General features: G+C 62.0%; 22 protein-coding genes. 18 read left to right on the forward strand and 4 right to left on the reverse strand.

Annotated features, from left to right (window positions below):
- Positions 1-114 precede the first annotated feature (114 nt).
- Positions 115-1,095 (reverse strand): cobaltochelatase subunit CobS, encoded by a 981-nt coding sequence (gene cobS, locus ACOVQ0_RS02140; RefSeq protein WP_421879630.1) that lies wholly within the window; start codon positions 1,093-1,095, stop codon positions 115-117.
- Between the two features lie 79 nt (positions 1,096-1,174).
- Between cobS and ACOVQ0_RS02145 the strand changes: the two genes are divergently transcribed.
- From ACOVQ0_RS02145 to ACOVQ0_RS02185, 9 genes are all read left to right on the forward strand, one after another.
- Positions 1,175-1,822 (forward strand): glutathione S-transferase family protein, encoded by a 648-nt coding sequence (locus ACOVQ0_RS02145; protein WP_421879633.1) that lies wholly within the window; start codon positions 1,175-1,177, stop codon positions 1,820-1,822.
- A gap of 121 nt (positions 1,823-1,943) precedes the next feature.
- The gene (locus tag ACOVQ0_RS02150; RefSeq protein ID WP_421879636.1) at positions 1,944-2,540 is read left to right on the forward strand and encodes a TetR/AcrR family transcriptional regulator; all 597 of its coding nucleotides are present in this window, start codon (positions 1,944-1,946) and stop codon (positions 2,538-2,540) included.
- Between the two features lie 14 nt (positions 2,541-2,554).
- A complete protein-coding gene (locus ACOVQ0_RS02155; RefSeq protein WP_421879639.1) occupies positions 2,555-2,920 on the forward strand; it encodes a DUF1428 domain-containing protein in 366 nt (121 codons plus the stop codon).
- Positions 2,917-3,714 (forward strand): VOC family protein, encoded by a 798-nt coding sequence (locus ACOVQ0_RS02160; protein ID WP_421879642.1) that lies wholly within the window; start codon positions 2,917-2,919, stop codon positions 3,712-3,714. Before ACOVQ0_RS02155 ends, ACOVQ0_RS02160 begins: the two co-directional genes overlap by 4 nt.
- Positions 3,711-4,205 (forward strand): VOC family protein, encoded by a 495-nt coding sequence (locus tag ACOVQ0_RS02165; RefSeq protein WP_421879645.1) that lies wholly within the window; start codon positions 3,711-3,713, stop codon positions 4,203-4,205. The genes ACOVQ0_RS02160 and ACOVQ0_RS02165 overlap by 4 nt, the downstream gene beginning before the upstream one ends.
- Positions 4,205-4,861 carry a glutathione S-transferase family protein gene (locus tag ACOVQ0_RS02170; protein WP_421879648.1) on the forward strand — a complete coding sequence of 219 codons (657 nt, stop codon included), beginning with the start codon at positions 4,205-4,207 and terminating at the stop codon, positions 4,859-4,861. Before ACOVQ0_RS02165 ends, ACOVQ0_RS02170 begins: the two co-directional genes overlap by 1 nt.
- Before the next feature lie 20 nt (positions 4,862-4,881).
- Positions 4,882-5,322: an SRPBCC family protein gene (locus ACOVQ0_RS02175; protein WP_421879651.1), complete on the forward strand. Its 441-nt coding sequence runs from the start codon at positions 4,882-4,884 to the stop codon at positions 5,320-5,322.
- An 84-nt stretch (positions 5,323-5,406) separates the two neighbouring features.
- A complete protein-coding gene (locus ACOVQ0_RS02180; protein WP_421879654.1) occupies positions 5,407-5,766 on the forward strand; it encodes a hypothetical protein in 360 nt (119 codons plus the stop codon).
- Between the two features lie 9 nt (positions 5,767-5,775).
- Positions 5,776-5,985, forward strand: coding sequence for a hypothetical protein (locus ACOVQ0_RS02185; protein ID WP_421879657.1), 210 nt, complete (start codon positions 5,776-5,778; stop codon positions 5,983-5,985).
- Here ACOVQ0_RS02185 and ACOVQ0_RS02190 read toward each other — a convergent pair whose 3' ends face one another.
- The 3 genes from ACOVQ0_RS02190 to ACOVQ0_RS02200 are packed head-to-tail and all read right to left on the reverse strand — an operon-like array spanning position 5,986 to position 7,588.
- A complete protein-coding gene (locus tag ACOVQ0_RS02190) occupies positions 5,986-6,729 on the reverse strand; it encodes an SDR family oxidoreductase (RefSeq protein WP_421879661.1) in 744 nt (247 codons plus the stop codon).
- A gap of 3 nt (positions 6,730-6,732) precedes the next feature.
- Positions 6,733-7,185, reverse strand: coding sequence for a nuclear transport factor 2 family protein (locus tag ACOVQ0_RS02195; RefSeq protein WP_421879664.1), 453 nt, complete (start codon positions 7,183-7,185; stop codon positions 6,733-6,735).
- A gap of 13 nt (positions 7,186-7,198) precedes the next feature.
- Positions 7,199-7,588, reverse strand: coding sequence for a nuclear transport factor 2 family protein (locus ACOVQ0_RS02200; RefSeq protein ID WP_421879666.1), 390 nt, complete (start codon positions 7,586-7,588; stop codon positions 7,199-7,201).
- A 91-nt stretch (positions 7,589-7,679) separates the two neighbouring features.
- On the opposite strand from ACOVQ0_RS02200, the gene ACOVQ0_RS02205 reads away from it, so the two are divergent.
- From ACOVQ0_RS02205 to ACOVQ0_RS02245, 9 genes are all read left to right on the forward strand, one after another.
- Positions 7,680-8,537, forward strand: a complete 858-nt coding sequence (locus tag ACOVQ0_RS02205) for a hypothetical protein (protein ID WP_421879669.1) — start codon at positions 7,680-7,682, stop codon at positions 8,535-8,537.
- Positions 8,537-10,726 carry a PQQ-dependent dehydrogenase, methanol/ethanol family gene (locus tag ACOVQ0_RS02210; protein ID WP_421879672.1) on the forward strand — a complete coding sequence of 730 codons (2,190 nt, stop codon included), beginning with the start codon at positions 8,537-8,539 and terminating at the stop codon, positions 10,724-10,726. Before ACOVQ0_RS02205 ends, ACOVQ0_RS02210 begins: the two co-directional genes overlap by 1 nt.
- A 152-nt stretch (positions 10,727-10,878) precedes the next feature.
- A complete protein-coding gene (locus ACOVQ0_RS02215; protein ID WP_421879675.1) occupies positions 10,879-11,376 on the forward strand; it encodes a DUF3237 domain-containing protein in 498 nt (165 codons plus the stop codon).
- Between the two features lie 184 nt (positions 11,377-11,560).
- Complete coding sequence (locus ACOVQ0_RS02220) at positions 11,561-13,147, forward strand: FAD-binding oxidoreductase (protein ID WP_421879679.1); 1,587 nt, start codon at positions 11,561-11,563, stop codon at positions 13,145-13,147.
- Position 13,148: 1 nt separating this feature from the next.
- Positions 13,149-13,553: a c-type cytochrome gene (locus ACOVQ0_RS02225; protein ID WP_421879682.1), complete on the forward strand. Its 405-nt coding sequence runs from the start codon at positions 13,149-13,151 to the stop codon at positions 13,551-13,553.
- The gene (locus ACOVQ0_RS02230) at positions 13,553-13,921 is read left to right on the forward strand and encodes a hypothetical protein (RefSeq protein WP_421879685.1); all 369 of its coding nucleotides are present in this window, start codon (positions 13,553-13,555) and stop codon (positions 13,919-13,921) included. The genes ACOVQ0_RS02225 and ACOVQ0_RS02230 overlap by 1 nt, the downstream gene beginning before the upstream one ends.
- A 245-nt stretch (positions 13,922-14,166) precedes the next feature.
- Entirely contained in the window at positions 14,167-14,937 is a 771-nt protein-coding gene (locus tag ACOVQ0_RS02235; protein WP_421879688.1) for a glutathione S-transferase family protein, read from the forward strand.
- Complete coding sequence (locus ACOVQ0_RS02240; protein ID WP_421879690.1) at positions 14,934-15,719, forward strand: glutathione S-transferase family protein; 786 nt, start codon at positions 14,934-14,936, stop codon at positions 15,717-15,719. Before ACOVQ0_RS02235 ends, ACOVQ0_RS02240 begins: the two co-directional genes overlap by 4 nt.
- Before the next feature lie 3 nt (positions 15,720-15,722).
- Positions 15,723-16,677: class I adenylate-forming enzyme family protein (locus tag ACOVQ0_RS02245; RefSeq protein ID WP_421879693.1), on the forward strand; the 955-nt coding region annotated here is incomplete at its 3' end.

Genomic DNA, 16,677 nt, shown 5'->3' on the forward strand with positions numbered 1-16,677 from the left:
CTGGATTACAACGCACGGCGCACGGGCGAGAAGTACTTGATCACGCCGAACGGTTGATCCAACGAAAAAGGCCCTCGCAATCGCGGGGGCCTTTCAATTTCAGCGCTGGAAAGCTTAGCCGCGGTTGGCAACGCTTTCGGGCAAGTCCTTGCCGAACACCCGCTGGTAATATTCCGCCACCAGCACGCGCTCCGTCTCATCGCACTTGTTCAGGAACGAGAGGCGGAAGGCAAAGCCGACATCGTTGAAGATCTGGCTGTTCTGCGCCCACGAAATGACCGTGCGCGGGCTCATCACCGTCGAAATGTCACCATTGATGAAGCCCTGACGGGTCAGGTTGGCCACGCGCACCATGTCGGCCACGGTCTGCGGGTTCAGATCGGGCACCTTCTTGGTGACGATCTCAACCTCGGTTTCCTGCGCCAGATAGTTGAGCGCGACGACCAGGTTCCAGCGGTCCATCTGGCCCTGGTTGATCGCCTGCGTGCCGTGATAGAGGCCGCTGGTGTCACCCAGGCCCACGGTGTTGGCCGTGGCGAACAGGCGGAAGTGGGGGTTCGGGCGGATCACGCGGTTCTGGTCGAGCAGCGTCAGCTTGCCTTCGGTTTCCAGCACGCGCTGGATCACGAACATCACGTCCGGGCGGCCCGCATCGTATTCGTCGAACACCAGCGCAGTCGGCGTCTGCAGCGCCCAGGGCAGCAGGCCTTCGCGGAATTCGGTAACCTGCAAGCCATCGCGCAGCACGATGGCATCGCGGCCGACCAGATCGATACGGCTGATGTGCGCATCAAGGTTGATGCGGATGCACGGCCAGTTGAGCCGCGCGGCAACCTGTTCGATGTGCGTCGATTTGCCGGTGCCGTGATAGCCCTGCACCATCACGCGGCGGTTGTAGGCAAAGCCTGCAAGAATCGCCAGCGTGGTATCGGGATCGAAGACATAGGTCGTGTCCACGTCGGGCACGCGCTCGTCGGCGCGGCTGAACGCGGGGACTTTCATGTCGATATCGATGCCGAAGGTCTCACGGACATCGATTTGCGTGTCGGGCGCGGCGAGCAGCGTCGTCGCGTGGCTGTTCGGAAGTTCGCTCATCACCGCCTCGCCTATACGCGCGGGCGCGGCGCTGCAATAAGGTTTCAAGGAACCTGTCCAATGGAGTGGGAGAATTTCGATGAAGCTTTACGGTGCGCTGCTTTCGCCGTTCGTTCGCAAAGTGGCGGTGATCGCTACGGAAAAGGGCATTTCCTGGGAATTGGCGCGTGGCGGGTCGGGCAGCACCGATCCCGAATTTCTGACTGTCAGCCCTCTTGGCAAGATTCCGGCCATCGATGACCAAGGCTACACGTTGGCCGATTCGACGGCGATCGCGTTCTACCTTGATGGGCAATACCCCGAACCCAAGCTGATCCCCGATGACCCCCGGCTGCGTGGCAAGGCTGTGTTCTGGGATGAGTTTGCCGACACGGTGCTGGGCGGGACGGGTTTGAAAATCCTGTTCAACCGTCTTGTCGGCCCCAAGCTGCTCAAGGTGGGCGGGGATGAAGCGATTGCCCTGCAGGGCGAGGCAGAATTGCCCCGCTGGGTAGACTGGTTCGAAAGCGTTGCCCCCGATGATGGCTGGCTGTTGGGCGAAAACCTCAGCATCGGCGATATCGCGGTCGCTTCGATGTTCCGCACGCTGGCCTATGTCGGCCACGGTGTTGATGCGCAGGCACGGCCTAAAACGGCGGCTTGGTATGATCGCGTGGCGGCGCGTCCGGCTTGGGCGGCGGTAGCCGAAAAGGAAGAGCCGATCGCCCAGCGCATCATGGCAATGTAACCTAAAGTTCGGGGCGGCGCAGCGATGTGCCGCCTCGATTCACCGCTTTGCCCTTGTGACATACCAACCGGTTGGTATGTCGATTGATGTGATCCCGAATCGCCCTTTTCGTCCCCCGGCTGTGACGGCGAAGGACAAGCTGCTTGAAGCGGCGGTGAAGCTCATTCGTTCTAATGGCTTTGCTGCAACCTCGGTAGATCAGTTGTGCGCCGAGGCTGGGGTGACCAAGGGCGCGTTCTTTCATCATTTCGCTTCCAAGGAGGCGTTGGGCGTGGCGGCGGCAGACTATTGGTCGGCCAGCACCGCCGCCTTCTTTGCCGAAGCCCCGTTCCACGCCTTGCCCGATCCGGTGGACCGCGTGCTTGGTTACCTCGATCTGCGCATCGCCCTGATCGGCGGGCCACCCGAAGCCTTCAGTTGTGTGGCCGGCACGCTGGTTCAGGAGGCGTTCCGATCCAGCGCGGCGATTCGCATGGCAGCCGAAGCGAGCATCATGGGCAATGCCCGTGCGCTTGAGGCGGATCTTGACGCAGCCGTGGCACAATGCGGCGTTTCGGGCACGACAGGAGCCAGCTTGGCACGGCATGTTCAGGCTGTAATCCAGGGTGCCTTCGTGCTGGCAAAGACGCAGCCTGAAGAGAGCGCCGCCAGCCTTGCGCGCGAGCAGGTCGTTCACCTGCGGCGCTATTTTGCGATGTTGTTCGGGAGAGAAACCTGAAGGGAGAAAGTGCGATGTCTTATATCGACGGGTTCGTTCTGGCGGTGCCCACCGCCAACCGTGACAAGTACGAGGAAGTCGCGCGCAAATTCGACGCGATGATGGTCGAACATGGCGCGCTGCGCGTGGTCGAGGCATGGGGCGATGACGTTGCCCACGGCAAACGCACCGACTTCTACCGCGCGACCGAAGCCACCGAAGATGAAACCGTGGTATTCAGTTGGGCGGAATGGCCCGACAAGGCGACCCGCGATGCCGCCCACGCCACCATGCAAAAGCTCATGTCCGAAAGCAAAGAGCCGGTGGAAATGCCGTTCGATGGCGCACGCATGATCATGGGCGGCTTTTCGACCATGCTCTCGCTGGGGGCAGGGATATGAGCCGCCCGGTCCCGTTCTGCTGGTATGAACTGATGACGGCAGACTTGCCGGGCGCTGCGGCGTTTTATGGCAAGGTCATGGGATGGCAGCTTTCCGAACCCGATCCGCAATCGCCGATGGATTATCGCATGATCCTGCGCAGCGATGGCGGGGCAACCGGCGGAGCCTTGCAACTGACGGACCAGATGCGGGCAGGCGGTGCCCGTCCGGTCTGGGTGCCCTATCTTGCGGTTGCCGATATCGATGCAGGTCTGGCGGCATTGCAGGATGATGGCGGCAAAGTGCTGATGCCCCGGACGGACATTGCCGAGGGCAGCTTCGCAATGGTCGCCGATCCCCAAGGTGCGCCGTTCTACCTGATGCAGCCGCGCCCACCTGCGGACCGTCCCGACGCGCAAAGCGATGCGTTCAAAGCCGACGGTGTGCAGCACGCGCGCTGGAATGAACTGTCCACCAGCGATGCAGCAGGAGCGAAGGCGTTTTACGCGCGGCACTTCGGCTTTGAATTCAACAATTCGATGCCGATGGGTGACATGGGGGATTATGCCTTCATCGATTTCGATGGGCAGGTGCTCGGCGCGATCATGCCGCAGATGGACAAGAAGCACCCGCCGTCATGGCTGGTATATTTCGGCGTTCCATCCACGTTCGCGGCCAAGGCTGCGATCGAGGCGGCGGGCGGCACCGTGATGATGGGACCGCACGAGGTGCCCGGCGGTGACTGGATCGTCGTCGCCACCGATCCTGACGGGGCCGTTTTCGGCGTGGTGGGTCCCAAAGGAGAAGAAGCATGACCGTGGCAGTCCCTCCGCTGACCTTGTGTCTCTGGTACAATGGTGATGCCGAAGAGGCGGCGCGGTTCTATGCCGCGACCTTTCCCGGCAGCAGCCTTGATGCGATCCACCGCGCGCCCGGCGATTTTCCGGGCGGCGCTGCGGGGACGGTGCTGACGGTTGAATTCACCATGCTGGGCGCACCGTGCATCGGGCTGAACGGCGGGCCGCAGTTCCCGCATACCGAGGCGTTCTCGTTTCAGGTGGCGACCGATACACAAGAGGAAACCGACCGCTACTGGAACGCCATCGTCGGCAGTGGCGGGGCGGAAAGCGCGTGCGGCTGGTGCAAGGACAAATGGGGCGTGAACTGGCAGATCACCCCGCGCGTGCTGACCGTCGGGATGGCCGATCCCGATCCTGACGTGCGCGCCCGCGTGTTTGCTGCGATGATGACGATGCGCAAGATCGATCACGCCGGAATCGAAGCTGCTGCGCAAGGGGAGGGATAATGCTGGAACTCTATGGTCACCCGTTTTCGTCGTACACGTGGAAAGTGCTGATTGCGTTGTACGCCAACGGCACGCCCTTCACGTTTCACAGTCTTGATGGGGAAAACCCCGATCAGGCCACCGCATACGCCCGCGTGCAGCAGGCCAGTCCGATGGGCAAGTTTCCCCTGCTGGTGGACAATGGTCGCGAAGTGTTCGAGACGACGGCGATCATCGAGTATCTGGCGCTTCACCATCCCGGCGCAGCGCCGCTGATACCTGCCGACCCTGACGAGGCGATCTGCACGCGCATGATCGATCGCGTGTTCGACAACTATGTGATGAACGCGATGCAGGAGTGTGTCGATGAGACGATACGGCATGGTTCTGTATCGCCAGAAACGCAGGCACGGGTGGATGAGCGGGTCACACGGGCCTATCGCTGGATCGAAGGCTGGCTGGCCAGATATGCCATGCCCGATAGCGTCAGCCTGATCGAATGTGCTGCGGCACCGGCATTGTTCTATGCCGATTGGGTGACGCGCATTCCCGATGACTGCCCGCGTCTGCGCGGATGGCGCGCGCAGCTTCTCGCCATGCCGGCCGTGGCGCGCTGCGTCGAAGATGCCCGGCGCTTCCGCCACTATTTTCCGCTCGGCGCCCCGGACCGCGACTGAGCAGACAGGAGAGCTGAAAGATGAACGAACTTTCGATCACCCGCTACATTGCCGCGTCACCCGAAAAGGTGTGGGACGTTCTCGCCAATCGGCAGGAAGAATGGTGGTGTCCCAAACCGTGGTGGATCACCATGATCGAACAGGATCGCCGCCCCGGCGGTCGCAGCGCGATGGTGATGCACGGTCCTGATGGCGAGGAAATGCCGCAGGACGGCATCTTTCTGGCGTGGGATGAAGGCCGCCGCTTCGTGGCGACCGATGCCGTGACCGCTGATTTCCAGCCTTCAGGTCCCTTCATGATCGGCATCTGGGAAATCGCGCCCGAAGGCGATGGCACCCGCTACACCGCCAGCGCCCGGCACTGGACCGAGGAAGCGATGAACAACCACGCCGAAATGGGCTTCGAGGCTGGCTGGAACGCCTGCGCCGATCAGTTGCAGGCACTGTGCGAACAGGCCTGAAGCAGACCGGTTTGGCCCTATCCCTTGCTGGCAAGTTCCTGCAGGCGCGCTAAGCTTTCGTCTTCCGCTTTGGAGGGAACTGCAATGAGCCTGTTTGATTCGATCCTTGGCCAGGTGGCTGGCAACGTCGATGTGAAGAACCTTGCGGCGAAGGTCGGTATCGATCCCGACATGGCCGAAAACGCTATTGCGGCGCTGGCGGCTGGACACCAGTCCAAGGGCGATACGATCGAAACGGCGGCGGCGAATACCGGCCTTGATGCGTCGAAGCTGCAGGAAATCGTCGGTCACATTGGCGGTGAAGGCTCGCTGGGGAACTTCGCGTCAATGCTCGGCCAGAACCCGGATGCGTTGAGCAAGGTCACGGCTTTTCTCGACAAGGATGGCGATGGCAATCCGCTGAACGACCTTGCCGGTATGGCCAAGGGCATTTTCGGCAGCTAACGGGACTTCATGCTCGATACTGCGCTCTCCCTGCTGATGCTCGCCGCAATCGCCCTCGTCGCGGGCGCGGCGTTCCTGTTCCGGCGGGGAGAGCGCAAGCGTCCTGTACTGATGCTCACGCTGGCGGGCGTCATGCTGATGAACCTGATCATCTGGACCCTGCCCGATAAAAGCGGCAGCACGCTGGCCGAAGCTGCGCAGACAGGGCCGCAGCAGTAATCAGCCCAGTTCGATGCACCCGCCATCAACGCACAAGTCTACCCCATTGATAAAGCTCGCTTCCTCGCTGGCGAGGAACAGCACCGCGCGCGCCACTTCTTCGCTCGTGCCCATGCGGCCGATGGGAACGACGGACGAAAGCATGTCGCGCATCCCCTGAATTTCCGCCTCGCTGGCATCGCGCTTGAATATCTCGGTGTCGGTCGGGCCGGGGCTGACCATGTTGACGCGGATGCGGCGGGGCAGCAGTTCTTTCCCAACGATCCGCGCCATTGCCCGCAAACCGGCCTTGGCGGCGGCATAGGCGACATTGCCGGGCACGGCGGCCATCGATCCGATCGATCCGGTGATCACGATGGAGCCGCCATCGCGCATCATCGGCAGGGCCTTCTGGATGGCGAAGAACGCGCCGCGCAAGTTGACCGTGTGGATCTCGTCCCAGAACTCGGGCGTGACATCGGGCACCATCGCGAAACCGCCCACGCCGGCGTTCACGAAAAGCACGTCGATACCGCCCAAGGCCTCCTTGGTGTCGTTCAGGGCCTTCTCTGTGTCGTTCAGGATTGCCATGTCGGACCGGATGCAAATGGCGTCCAGTTCCTCGTCAATCGCACGCAAGGCATCGGTATTGCGCCCGGTAATCGCCAGTTTTGCGCCTTCCGCCGCGAACATGCGCGCGGCGGCGAGGCCGATCCCGGCGGTGCCGCCAAGGATCGCCACGCACTTGTTGTCAAACCGCTTCACCGGTCAGAACATCGTATTGGTATTGGCGGCGGTTTCGGGAACGGGGGACAGGACATCCCAATGCTCCATCACCTTGCAGCCTTCGACCCGGAAGATATCCACCACCGCGAACCCGCGCTTGGCCGCAGCATCGCCGGTTTCGTTCCACCCGTGGCTATGCACGGCGACGATGTTTCCATCGGCAATCACACGGTGAATCTTGGTCTTCTGCGTAGGATTGTTCGCAACGAAGGGTTCAAGAAATGCAATCGCCGCATCGCGCCCGGTGGCGGCGAAGGGGTTGTGCTGGATATAGCCCGGATCGACCCACTTTTCGAAGGACGAGCGGACCTTCTTCTGGATGTAGAATTCGTCCATGAACTGGCTGACGACTTCCTTGGGGGTCAGCTTGCATTCCTCAGCCTGCGCGGCGGTAACGGTGAGCGCAAAGGCAATGGCGGTGGTCAAAAGGCGCATCGTCTCTCTCCCTTCAAAACATGCTGTTGGGGTTTACCGGGTTTTCGGGAACATCCTGAATCACGTCCCAGTGCTCCACGATCAGGCCACCTTCCACGCGGAAGATATCGACCACGGCCAACCCGGCATCGCCGGGCCAGCGCACCACATGGGTGTGGGTGATGACATGATCACCGTCGACAAAGCTGCGGTGCACCGTCTGCACGGCATCGGGCGATTCGGCGCGAACGCGATCGAGAAAGCCTTTCAGCGCGGCGACCGATGGTTCTGCCAGCGATGAATGCTGGACGTATTCCGGCGCGATGTAGCGATCCACCACGCTGCTATCCATCGCGATCAGAACCTTGTGATACATCTCCAGCACGAGATCGTGATTGGCCTGTTCCTGCGCGGTTCGCGCCATGCCTTCTCTCCCCTTTATTTATAACATTTGGTAGAGTATGCCTTGCGATGAGAAGGCCGTCAAAGCCTCAATCACAAGTTTGGGAGAAGTGATGACCCGCGCCGAGCTTTACGCCGTTCTGGACCGCTTTCTGGCCGCGCTGAACGCCCGCGATCCCCGTTCGCTCGACTGGGCTACCGGTGCGAATCACAGCGAGAACAACGTCATGCTGGAAATCGGCGATGGCGTGTGGGGCACGATCGACCGGCTGGGCGATTACCAGTTGCGCTTTGCCGACACGCGCACGCGACAGGTGGGATATTTCGGCACGGTGATCGAACCGATCGAGGAATCCGCCTTCACGCTGCGCCTTGGCCTGAACGAAGCCGGGCAGATTGCAGAATGCGAAATGCTGATCGTCCGCCAGTCCGACAGCGGGATCAAGTTCGAGAACTGCCGCTATTGGGACAAGCCGATCCTGCATCGCGAACCGGAGGCGCCGGTTGCGCGCGAAGAGATGGTGCGCCTGTCCAACGGTTATTTCGACACGCTGCAGCGTAATGACGGCACGATCCACACGAAGTTCCACCCCGATTGCAACCGCGTGGAAAACGGCGTCCAGACCACACGTAACCCGGACTTTGCCAAGATCGTGCCGGTATCGGCGCTAGGCTGCGAAGAACAGTTCCGCATGGGCAACTACCGCTATGACGACGATCTGCGCGCCCGCCGCTTCCCGCTGGTGGATGAAGAGCGCGGACTGGTGCTGGCTTTCGGCTTCATCGACCATTCGGGCCGCCTGCGCGAATTCCAGCTGACCGACGGGCGCACGGTCAAAAGCCCGGTGCTGCGGCCGCACAGCTTCTATATCTCCGAACTGTTCAAGATCGATCACGGCATGATCGAACAGATCGAAGCGAATTTCATTACCGTGCCCTACCGGATGCCCAGCCCGTGGGATTCGCTGTGATGCGCTCGGCCAAAAAGGGGATGTTGGGGCTGGGTGCGCTTATGCTGGCGGCCTGCACTATTGCCGCCGTTCCGCCGCAAGTTGGCGCAGGAACAGATTGGACCAGCCCCGGCGGTGACACGGGCAAGACGCACCATTCGCGGCTGACCGCAATCAACGCCGAAAACGTCGGCCAGCTTGGCCTTGCGTGGGAGGCTGATCTTGGCACCCTGCGCGGGCAGGAAGCGACGCCTGTCGTGATGGACGGCGTGCTCTACACGTCAGGCACCACGGGCCGTGCCTATGCCTTCGACGCTGCGACGGGCAAGGAACTCTGGCGGTTCGAACCCGAAGTGGACATGCAGGTCAACCGCACGGTCTGCTGCGATATGGTCAATCGTGGGGTGGCCGTGGCGCGCGGCAAGGTCTTCGTCGCAGCGCTCGATGGCTGGATGTATGCGCTGGATGCAAAGACCGGCGCGGTGGTTTGGAAGACCGACTTCATCGAAGATCGCAAGCGGGGCGACAACTCCACCGGCGCGCCGGAAATTGCGGGCGACGTGGTCGTCGTGGGCATGAGCGGCGCCGAATACGATGTGCGCGGCTATGTCACCGCGCTCGATCTGGAAACGGGCAAGCTGCGCTGGCGCTGGCACGTGGTGCCGCACGATCCGAAGCTGGGGCCGCAGGAAACGCCCGAACTCGAAGCCGCGCTGAAAACGTGGGACCCGAACAGCCGCTGGGATATCGGCGGGGGCGGCAGTCCGTGGGATGCGATTTCCTTCGATCCCGAAACCGGCCTCGTGCTGGTCGGCACGGGTAACGGCGGGCCTTATGCCACGTCGAAGCGGTCCCCCGCAGGTGGCGACAACCTCTATCTTGCCAGCCTCGTCGCGCTCGATCCCAAAACCGGGCGGATGAAGTGGCACTATCAGGAAACGCCCGGCGACAACTGGGACTTTACCGCTACGCAGCCCATGATTTTCACCCGCATGAAGGTGGATGGAGAGGATCGTCCGGTGGTGCTCCACGCGCCCAAGAACGGCTTCCTCTATATTCTCGACCGGCGCGATGGAAAGCTGCTGCGCGCCAATCCCATCGTGCGGACCAACTGGACCAAGGGCATCGATCCCAAGACCGGCCGGCCGATCCTTGATCCCGAAGCCGCCGATTACACCACCGGTCCCAAGATCGTGTTCCCCGCCACCACCGGCGCGCGCAACTGGCATCCGGCGAGCTATGATCCGGCCACGGGCCTGTACATCGGCGCGGTGCTGGACATTGGCAACCTGATCTTCATGACCGAGGGATTGAAACCCCACAAGGCGCGCGGGCTGAACAACGATGCTGCGCTGATCTTCACGCCCGATGTCGAGGCGGCGCTTGGAACATTTCCGCCTGCATTCGGTGAAGCTGTGCGCAAGACGCCTGCCTATGCCGAAGCGCTGAAGAACCCGGCCAGCGCGCAGATCCGCGCGATTGATCCGCTGACCGGCAAGACCGTGTGGGCCGCCGACACCGCTGGCTGGCAGGATCGGGGCGGAGTGCTGACCACCGCCAGCGGACTGACGATCTACGGCGGCGTGACTGGCAAGCTCTTCGTGCGCGAAACGAAGACCGGCAGGTTGCTTAAAGAGATAGACACCGGCAGCGCGATCATGGCTGCGCCGATGACCTATACGGTTGACGGCGTGCAATACATCGCGGTCATGGCTGGGTGGGGGGGCGGCGGCTATCCCTTCGTTCCGCGCTATTCGGCGGCCTATAACCGCTACAACACGAACCGGCTGCTCGTGTTCAGGATCGGCGGCGGCAAGGTTCCGATGCCCGACATGCGGCCCGCGCTGGAAGTTGCGCCCGCGCCGCCTGCGCAGGCTCCCGGCGTCACTGCAGCCACCATCGCGCGCGGGCAGGGGCTGTTCTTCGGGAACTGCGCGATCTGCCACGCCAACCAGCCACGCTCGATCACCCCTGACCTGCGCCGGATGCAGCCTGCCAGCCACGAGATGTTTCGCGACATCGTGATGGAGGGCCTGCTCGTGCCCAATGGGATGCCGCGCTGGAACGATATTCTTTCAGGCGACGATGCCGATGCGATCCATGCCTATCTGATCGACCTGCAGGGCCAGACCCGCAAGGATGAACTGGAAAAGCAGAAGGCCGGAAAGCCGCTGGATGGGCCGAGCCTGACGATTCTTTCGAATTACTGATGCAACGCTTGGTCGTCAGCACAGATCGTCGCCCCGGACTTGATCCGGGGCAGGGCTTCCCTCTTTCGACGCCGGAAAGAGAAGCCAAGTCCCGGATCAAGTCCGGGACGACGAGAAATTTGGAAATTGGCGCTGTTTGAAAAGGCTCCCACATGGACTTCTCCACCCTCGACAATCCCCGCCTCGAATTCGCCTTCGCCTGCCGCCTGCGCTTCACCCGCGTGCAGATGGTGCCCGACCTGCCTTCGGGCGGGATGCGCAGCGCTGTCTATGTCGATGAAGGCGAGTTCGAAGGCCCGCGCTTGAAGGGCAGGGCCGTGCCCAATTCGGGCGGTGACTATGCCTTCTTCCGGCCTGATGACACCGCGGCATTCGATGCCCGCTATGTGCTGGAAGAAGATGATGGCACGCTGATCTACATGCAGAACAAGGGCTTTCTGTGGGGGCGTGAACCCGGCACGATGGACCGCTTGCGCGCCTGGGCCTTTGCCGGGGGCGAGCCGGTGCCCCACGCCGAATACTATCTCCGCGCGCAGCCGACGTTCGAGACGAGCAAGGGCAAGCACGATTGGCTGACCCGCCACGTCTTCATCGGCGTGGGTGAGCGCAAACCGGATGGTAACTACGTGAAGTACTACGCGCTGACGTGAGGCCATATCCCATCGTCATTGCGAGCGCAGCGAAGCAATCCAGAGCGGTTTGCATGTCGCTCTGGATTGCTTCGTCGGCTCCACCTCCTCGCAATGACGAATAATATCGGGATGCTTGACCTTCGCCGCCCGTCACGCCATAACAATAACAATTGTTAGAAAATAACATGGGAGAATCCGTCCGGTGAAGCTTCACCTGCCCCCTCGCGTCAGCCCGAAGCAGTTCCAGTCTGCGATGACCGCTTTTGCCGGTGTCGTCGGCAAGGAATGGGTCATGGACTCCGACGCCGATCGCGATGCCTATGCCGATACCTATGCTCCGGGCAGCACCGAGGAGTGGCCTGCATCAGCTGCCGTGGCGCCTGCCAGCGTGGACGAGGTGCGCGCGATCGTGCGGTTGGCCAACGAACACAAAGTGCCGTTGTGGCCTGTCGCACGCGGCAAGAATCTGGGGTACGGAACCGCTGCTCCGCGCATGGAAGGCACCGTGGTTATGGACCTTGGGCGCATGAACAAGGTTCTCGAACTCGATCACAAGCTGGCGTATTGCGTGGTCGAACCGGGCGTGGGGTTCTTTGATCTTTACGACCAGATCCAGCGTGAAAAGGCCCCGTTGTGGACATCGGTGCCGGGCAATGCCTGGGGTTCGGTTCTGGGCAACGCGCTGGAGCATGGCATCGGCTACACACCCTATGGTCTTCACGCGCGCAACCTTTGCGGGATCGAGGCGGTGCTGCCCGATGGCGATCTGGTGCGCACCGGCATGGGCGCGATGAAGGATAACCCGTCGTGGCACCTGTTCCCGATGAGCTATGGGCCGACCTGGGATCTGGCGTTCTCGCAATCGAACCTCGGCATCGTGACGAAGGCGGGCGTGTGGTTGCAGCCTGCGCCGGAAACCTCGCTGGAAATCGTGTGGGATATCCCGAAGGTTGAGGATATCGGCTGGGTGATCGATACGATCACGCCGCTCAAGATTTCGGGCCTGATTGACCAGAACGTGTTCATCCCATCGTGGCTGGGCAAGATGGTGCTGAAAGGCCAGCGCAAGGACTTCTGGGACAAGCCTTCGGCCATTCCTGAATGGCGCGTCGAAGAGCTGCTCAAGGAACACAAGCTGGGTTACTGGCAGGTTGCCTTGCGTCTTTATGGCGAAGAACCAGTCGTCAAGGCGCGCGCCGAAGTGGTCAAGGCGGCGATGAAGCGCAACCTTGATGCCGCGCCGCAGGAACATTGGTGGCGGCAGGGCGATCCCATCGGGCAGTATGAAACGACGATGGGCGTGCCGTCTGCCGTGCCGCTGCAGATGTCGGACTGGATCGGCGGGCGCGGGGCGCACATGGGCTTTTCGCCAGTGGTGCCTGCCACGGGCAAGCACGTGCTGGATCAGATGGCGCGCAGCCGCAAGATCATCGCGGATTTCGATGTCGATTTCTATGCCAGCTTCACCATTGGCGGGCGCTTTGCCAACAACGTCAACATGCTGATGTACGACCGCGACAATGCGGAAGAGGTCGTGAAGATGCGCAAGCTGTTCGACGCGCTGATCGTGGAAAGCGCCAAGGCTGGCTATGCCGAATATCGCACGCATCTGGGCTGGATGGACCCGGTGATGGAAACCTTCGATTTCAACAGCCACGCGCTGCGCCGTTTTGACGAGAAAGTGAAGTCCGCGCTCGACCCCAATGGGATCATCGCGCCGGGCAAGCAGGGGGTCTGGCCCGCTGCCTATGCCGACAAGCGTGGCTCGGCCTACAAGGGAGGGCAGTGAGATGAAGCGTATCGTGATTGCCGCCGCTCTCGTTGCGATGGGTGCGGCTGCCTATGCTGCGCCCCCTGCTGGTGGCCCTCCGCCGATGCCGCCGTACATGATGCGCCCGGTCGCGCCTGAGGGGGACCGGTTGAAGCCGGGCCGTGATGGCAAGACCGTGTTCGAGGCGCAGTGCGGCTATTGCCACCTCGTTGGCGGCATGGGCACCAACCTGCTCACCAAGCAGCAGATGATGGCGGGCAATCCGCCTGAGAAGGGCGTGTTGGCCAATCGTGACGATCTGACCCGCGATTATGTGAAGGCGGTCGTGCGCATGGGCAAGGGCGCAATGCCGCAGCAGACCAAGGTGGACCTGACTGACGCCGAACTTGATGCGGTGGCGGCCTATCTCGGAAAGGCGGGCTGATGCGCCTGTCCCGTCGTTCGATGCTGAAAGGCAGCGCTCTGGCCGGATCGGTCGTTGCCGCGCCAGCCTTTGCTGTAAGCGTTGGTGAAGCAGCGCTGGTGGTGTTCGACAGCCGTGTGCCGGAATCGCTGGCCTTTGCCGTCGCGCAGCATGGGCCGCAGCAGATCGATCTTGCCGGGGGGCTGGAAAGTGCATGGCGTGCGCTTGGTTCCCCGCAAAGGGTGACGGGCCTCACTCGCTGGAGTGACTGGACTGCGCTAAGAGGACTTCTCGAGGAGCAGGGCTTGCGACTCGGGGAAGAAATGCTTGTGGCCGCGCCGCTCTCTGGCCGCAATCATCTCTTCCGCTGGACCATGACTGCGCGCTGATCCCTCGCGTCGGATGTCCGTAAAGCATTTGGGGCGCGTCTCTTTGGGGCGTGCCCCTTTTGCCATCCGCGCTGTTCCACTGCGTGAAACCCGGAAAATCGGCGGGGTGCGCTGGCCCCTGCATTCGCCATAGCCATGACACGAATTTTCGAGGCAAGCGGGCTTGACCCGCGCTCCCGCTGATTTAGTATGTGTTACTAACAAATTCCGTGCAAAGCGGAATCGGGAGAGAGGCAAGGCGGCGGATGGACGAGGTTACCCTCTATCACTGGGAGCCGAATGCGAATTCGGGCAAGCCGATGCTGGCGCTGATGGAAAAGGGTGTGCCCTTTTCCAGCCATTACATCGACATGCTGCAGTTCGATCAGCACAAGCCGGAATACCTTGCGATCAACCCGCAGGGTACAATCCCCGCGATGACACATGGTTCGCGCGTGCTGACTGAAAGCACCGCGATCATGGAATATGTGAACGACCAGTTCGCCGGGCCTGACCTGATGCCCGATGACGCGCAGGACCGGTGGCGGGTGCGCTGGTGGATGAAGTTCATGGACCAGTGGCTTGGACCCAGCTTCTCCATGATCGGATGGAGCGTGTTCGTCGGCCCGATGGTGCGCCAGCGTGACCCGGCAGAGCTTGACGCCGCAATCGAACGCATCCCTCTGCCCGAACGCCGCGTGGCGTGGCGCAAGGCGATCAGCGGCAATTTTTCGGAAAGCGAAATGGCCGAAAGTCGCCGCCGCGTCGGCCTCGGCATCGCCAGGCTGGAAGAGGAACTGGGCAAGCGGCCCTATGTGGGTTCTAGCCAGTATACGCTGGCCGATATCAACATCTTCAACAGCACCTATTCGCTGCCGCTCTCGCAGCCCGATCTGGCGGGCAAGGACAAGACGCCCAACATCATGCGCTGGCTCAAGCGTGTCTACAGCCGCGATGCGGTGAAGAAGACCTGGGCGATGGGCAAGACGGACCTTGCCCATCGCTATGGCCTGATCATGGCGGAGATCGAAGGATGAGCGCCATTCTCTATCACGGCGAGCCGAACGGAGCCTCTCTCACTGTCCTTGCGGCGCTGGCGGAATCGGGTCTCGATATCGAATGCCGCCATATCGATCTTCTGGCGGGGGAGCGGCACAGGTTGCCGGGTATCACCGAAGCCGTCGCGCTCGATCTCGGCATCGAAGGCGAAGGGCCGGTGCTGGTGACAGGTGGTGAGGCGATGACCGAGTCCGTCTTCCTTGCGCAGTATCTCGATGAAGCCGCTGGCGGTGCGGGGCTGCAACCAACCGATGCCCATGCCCGCTGGGAAATGATGATGTGGTGCCGCCAGATCACCGAGCGGCTTTCGCCCGCTGCGGCGCTTCTGGGCAATCTGGCCAGTTCGCAGAGCGAAATCGCTGCCATTCCGGCCGAAGGTTTCGCACAGCTGGCGGCGCGGATCGTTTCGGACGATTTGCGCGAACGTTGGCAGGCGCTTCACGATGGCCGCATCGATGCTGCACAGGTCGCTGATAGCGAGGCCAAGGTCACCGCCGCTGTGGAGCGCTGTGAAAAGCAGCTTTCGGACGGACGCGAATGGCTGATGGGACCGTTCTCCATCGCCGATCTGGTGACGTTCTCGTGGCTTGCCGCGATGGAGCCGCTCCTTCCAGAACCGTTCGCCACAGCACCGCACACACAGACATGGCTTGCCCGCACCGCCGCCCATCCGTCGGTGCAGGCGGCCCTGGCCAAAGCCACCGTTCCAGACCCGCTCCGCGCATGGGCGCCGGGGCCAGAAATCAACCGTTGGGGATAACCAATGCGCGCAATCGACTATTTTGACCGAGGCCATGATCGTAACCCGCAGCGTCTTGCCATTGTCGACACCGACACCGGCCTTTCGCTGACCTTTGCCGAAACCAAGGCGCTTTCCGTGCGGATCGCGGCGGCGCTGCAAAAAGGCGGGTTCGAAAATCAGGACTTGCTGGGTCTTTATGGTCCGAATGATGGCATGTTGCTTGTTGCCCTGCTGGCCATGTGGCGCGCGAATGGCAAATGGATCCCGGTCAACACGCGCAACGCGATCGATGCGAACGCCGCCTACATCAATTACGTTCGCCTCAAATGGATGGTCTACCATTCGTCGAAGGCTGACGAGGTGGAGCAGCTCAAGGCGCTGTGCCCCACGCTCCAGCACTTCGTCTGTCTCGATAAGCGGATGGGCGACGATCCCAGCCTTGAAGAGTTCATGACGGGCGTGAGCGAAGCGGATTTCATCGAGCCTGAAATCGACGCCTTCGGTAATCTGATGGACATGGTCGGCATCTTCCCGACCGGCGGCACCACCGGCCCGTCAAAGGGTGCGAATGTGACCAACCTCGGCTGGGGCACGATGATCGAGACCGCCGCTGATGGCATGGGCGGCCGCACCGACAACCCGGTCGCCCTCGTCTCCGCGCCGATCACGCACGCGGCAGGGCCGATTGCGCTTTCGACGCTGAGCCTTGGCGCAACGCAGGTGATCCTGCCCGGCTTCGATGCCGAGCGCGTGCTGCGCACGATTGCGGAGTACAAGGTTACCCACATGTACCTGCCGCCGACGGCGCTGTACCAGCTGCTCGCCTCGCCGGAACTAGGTGATCACGACTACTCCAGCTTGCGCATCTTCATCCTCGTCGGCTCGCCGTGCAGCCCGGAGAAGTTGCGTCAGGCAGTCGAGGTGTTCGGCCCGGCGATGTGTCAGTCCTATGGCCAGGTCGAATGCCCGATGATCG

Source organism: Novosphingobium sp. (genome assembly GCF_049240505.1).
Lineage (GTDB): Bacteria > Pseudomonadota > Alphaproteobacteria > Sphingomonadales > Sphingomonadaceae > Novosphingobium.

Excerpts from the sequence above, each read along its gene's own strand:
- cobS (WP_421879630.1), bottom strand. The coding sequence starts at position 1,095 with ATGAGCGAACTTCCGAACAGCCACGCGACGACGCTGCTCGCCGCGCCC.
- ACOVQ0_RS02145 (WP_421879633.1), top strand. The coding sequence starts at position 1,175 with ATGAAGCTTTACGGTGCGCTGCTTTCGCCGTTCGTTCGCAAAGTGGCG.
- ACOVQ0_RS02155 (WP_421879639.1), top strand. The coding sequence starts at position 2,555 with ATGTCTTATATCGACGGGTTCGTTCTGGCGGTGCCCACCGCCAACCGT.
- ACOVQ0_RS02160 (WP_421879642.1), top strand. The coding sequence starts at position 2,917 with ATGAGCCGCCCGGTCCCGTTCTGCTGGTATGAACTGATGACGGCAGAC.
- ACOVQ0_RS02165 (WP_421879645.1), top strand. The coding sequence starts at position 3,711 with ATGACCGTGGCAGTCCCTCCGCTGACCTTGTGTCTCTGGTACAATGGT.
- ACOVQ0_RS02170 (WP_421879648.1), top strand. The coding sequence starts at position 4,205 with ATGCTGGAACTCTATGGTCACCCGTTTTCGTCGTACACGTGGAAAGTG.
- ACOVQ0_RS02175 (WP_421879651.1), top strand. The coding sequence starts at position 4,882 with ATGAACGAACTTTCGATCACCCGCTACATTGCCGCGTCACCCGAAAAG.
- ACOVQ0_RS02180 (WP_421879654.1), top strand. The coding sequence starts at position 5,407 with ATGAGCCTGTTTGATTCGATCCTTGGCCAGGTGGCTGGCAACGTCGAT.
- ACOVQ0_RS02185 (WP_421879657.1), top strand. The coding sequence starts at position 5,776 with ATGCTCGATACTGCGCTCTCCCTGCTGATGCTCGCCGCAATCGCCCTC.
- ACOVQ0_RS02195 (WP_421879664.1), bottom strand. The coding sequence starts at position 7,185 with ATGCGCCTTTTGACCACCGCCATTGCCTTTGCGCTCACCGTTACCGCC.
- ACOVQ0_RS02200 (WP_421879666.1), bottom strand. The coding sequence starts at position 7,588 with ATGGCGCGAACCGCGCAGGAACAGGCCAATCACGATCTCGTGCTGGAG.
- ACOVQ0_RS02205 (WP_421879669.1), top strand. The coding sequence starts at position 7,680 with ATGACCCGCGCCGAGCTTTACGCCGTTCTGGACCGCTTTCTGGCCGCG.
- ACOVQ0_RS02210 (WP_421879672.1), top strand. The coding sequence starts at position 8,537 with ATGCGCTCGGCCAAAAAGGGGATGTTGGGGCTGGGTGCGCTTATGCTG.
- ACOVQ0_RS02215 (WP_421879675.1), top strand. The coding sequence starts at position 10,879 with ATGGACTTCTCCACCCTCGACAATCCCCGCCTCGAATTCGCCTTCGCC.
- ACOVQ0_RS02225 (WP_421879682.1), top strand. The coding sequence starts at position 13,149 with ATGAAGCGTATCGTGATTGCCGCCGCTCTCGTTGCGATGGGTGCGGCT.
- ACOVQ0_RS02230 (WP_421879685.1), top strand. The coding sequence starts at position 13,553 with ATGCGCCTGTCCCGTCGTTCGATGCTGAAAGGCAGCGCTCTGGCCGGA.
- ACOVQ0_RS02235 (WP_421879688.1), top strand. The coding sequence starts at position 14,167 with ATGGACGAGGTTACCCTCTATCACTGGGAGCCGAATGCGAATTCGGGC.
- ACOVQ0_RS02240 (WP_421879690.1), top strand. The coding sequence starts at position 14,934 with ATGAGCGCCATTCTCTATCACGGCGAGCCGAACGGAGCCTCTCTCACT.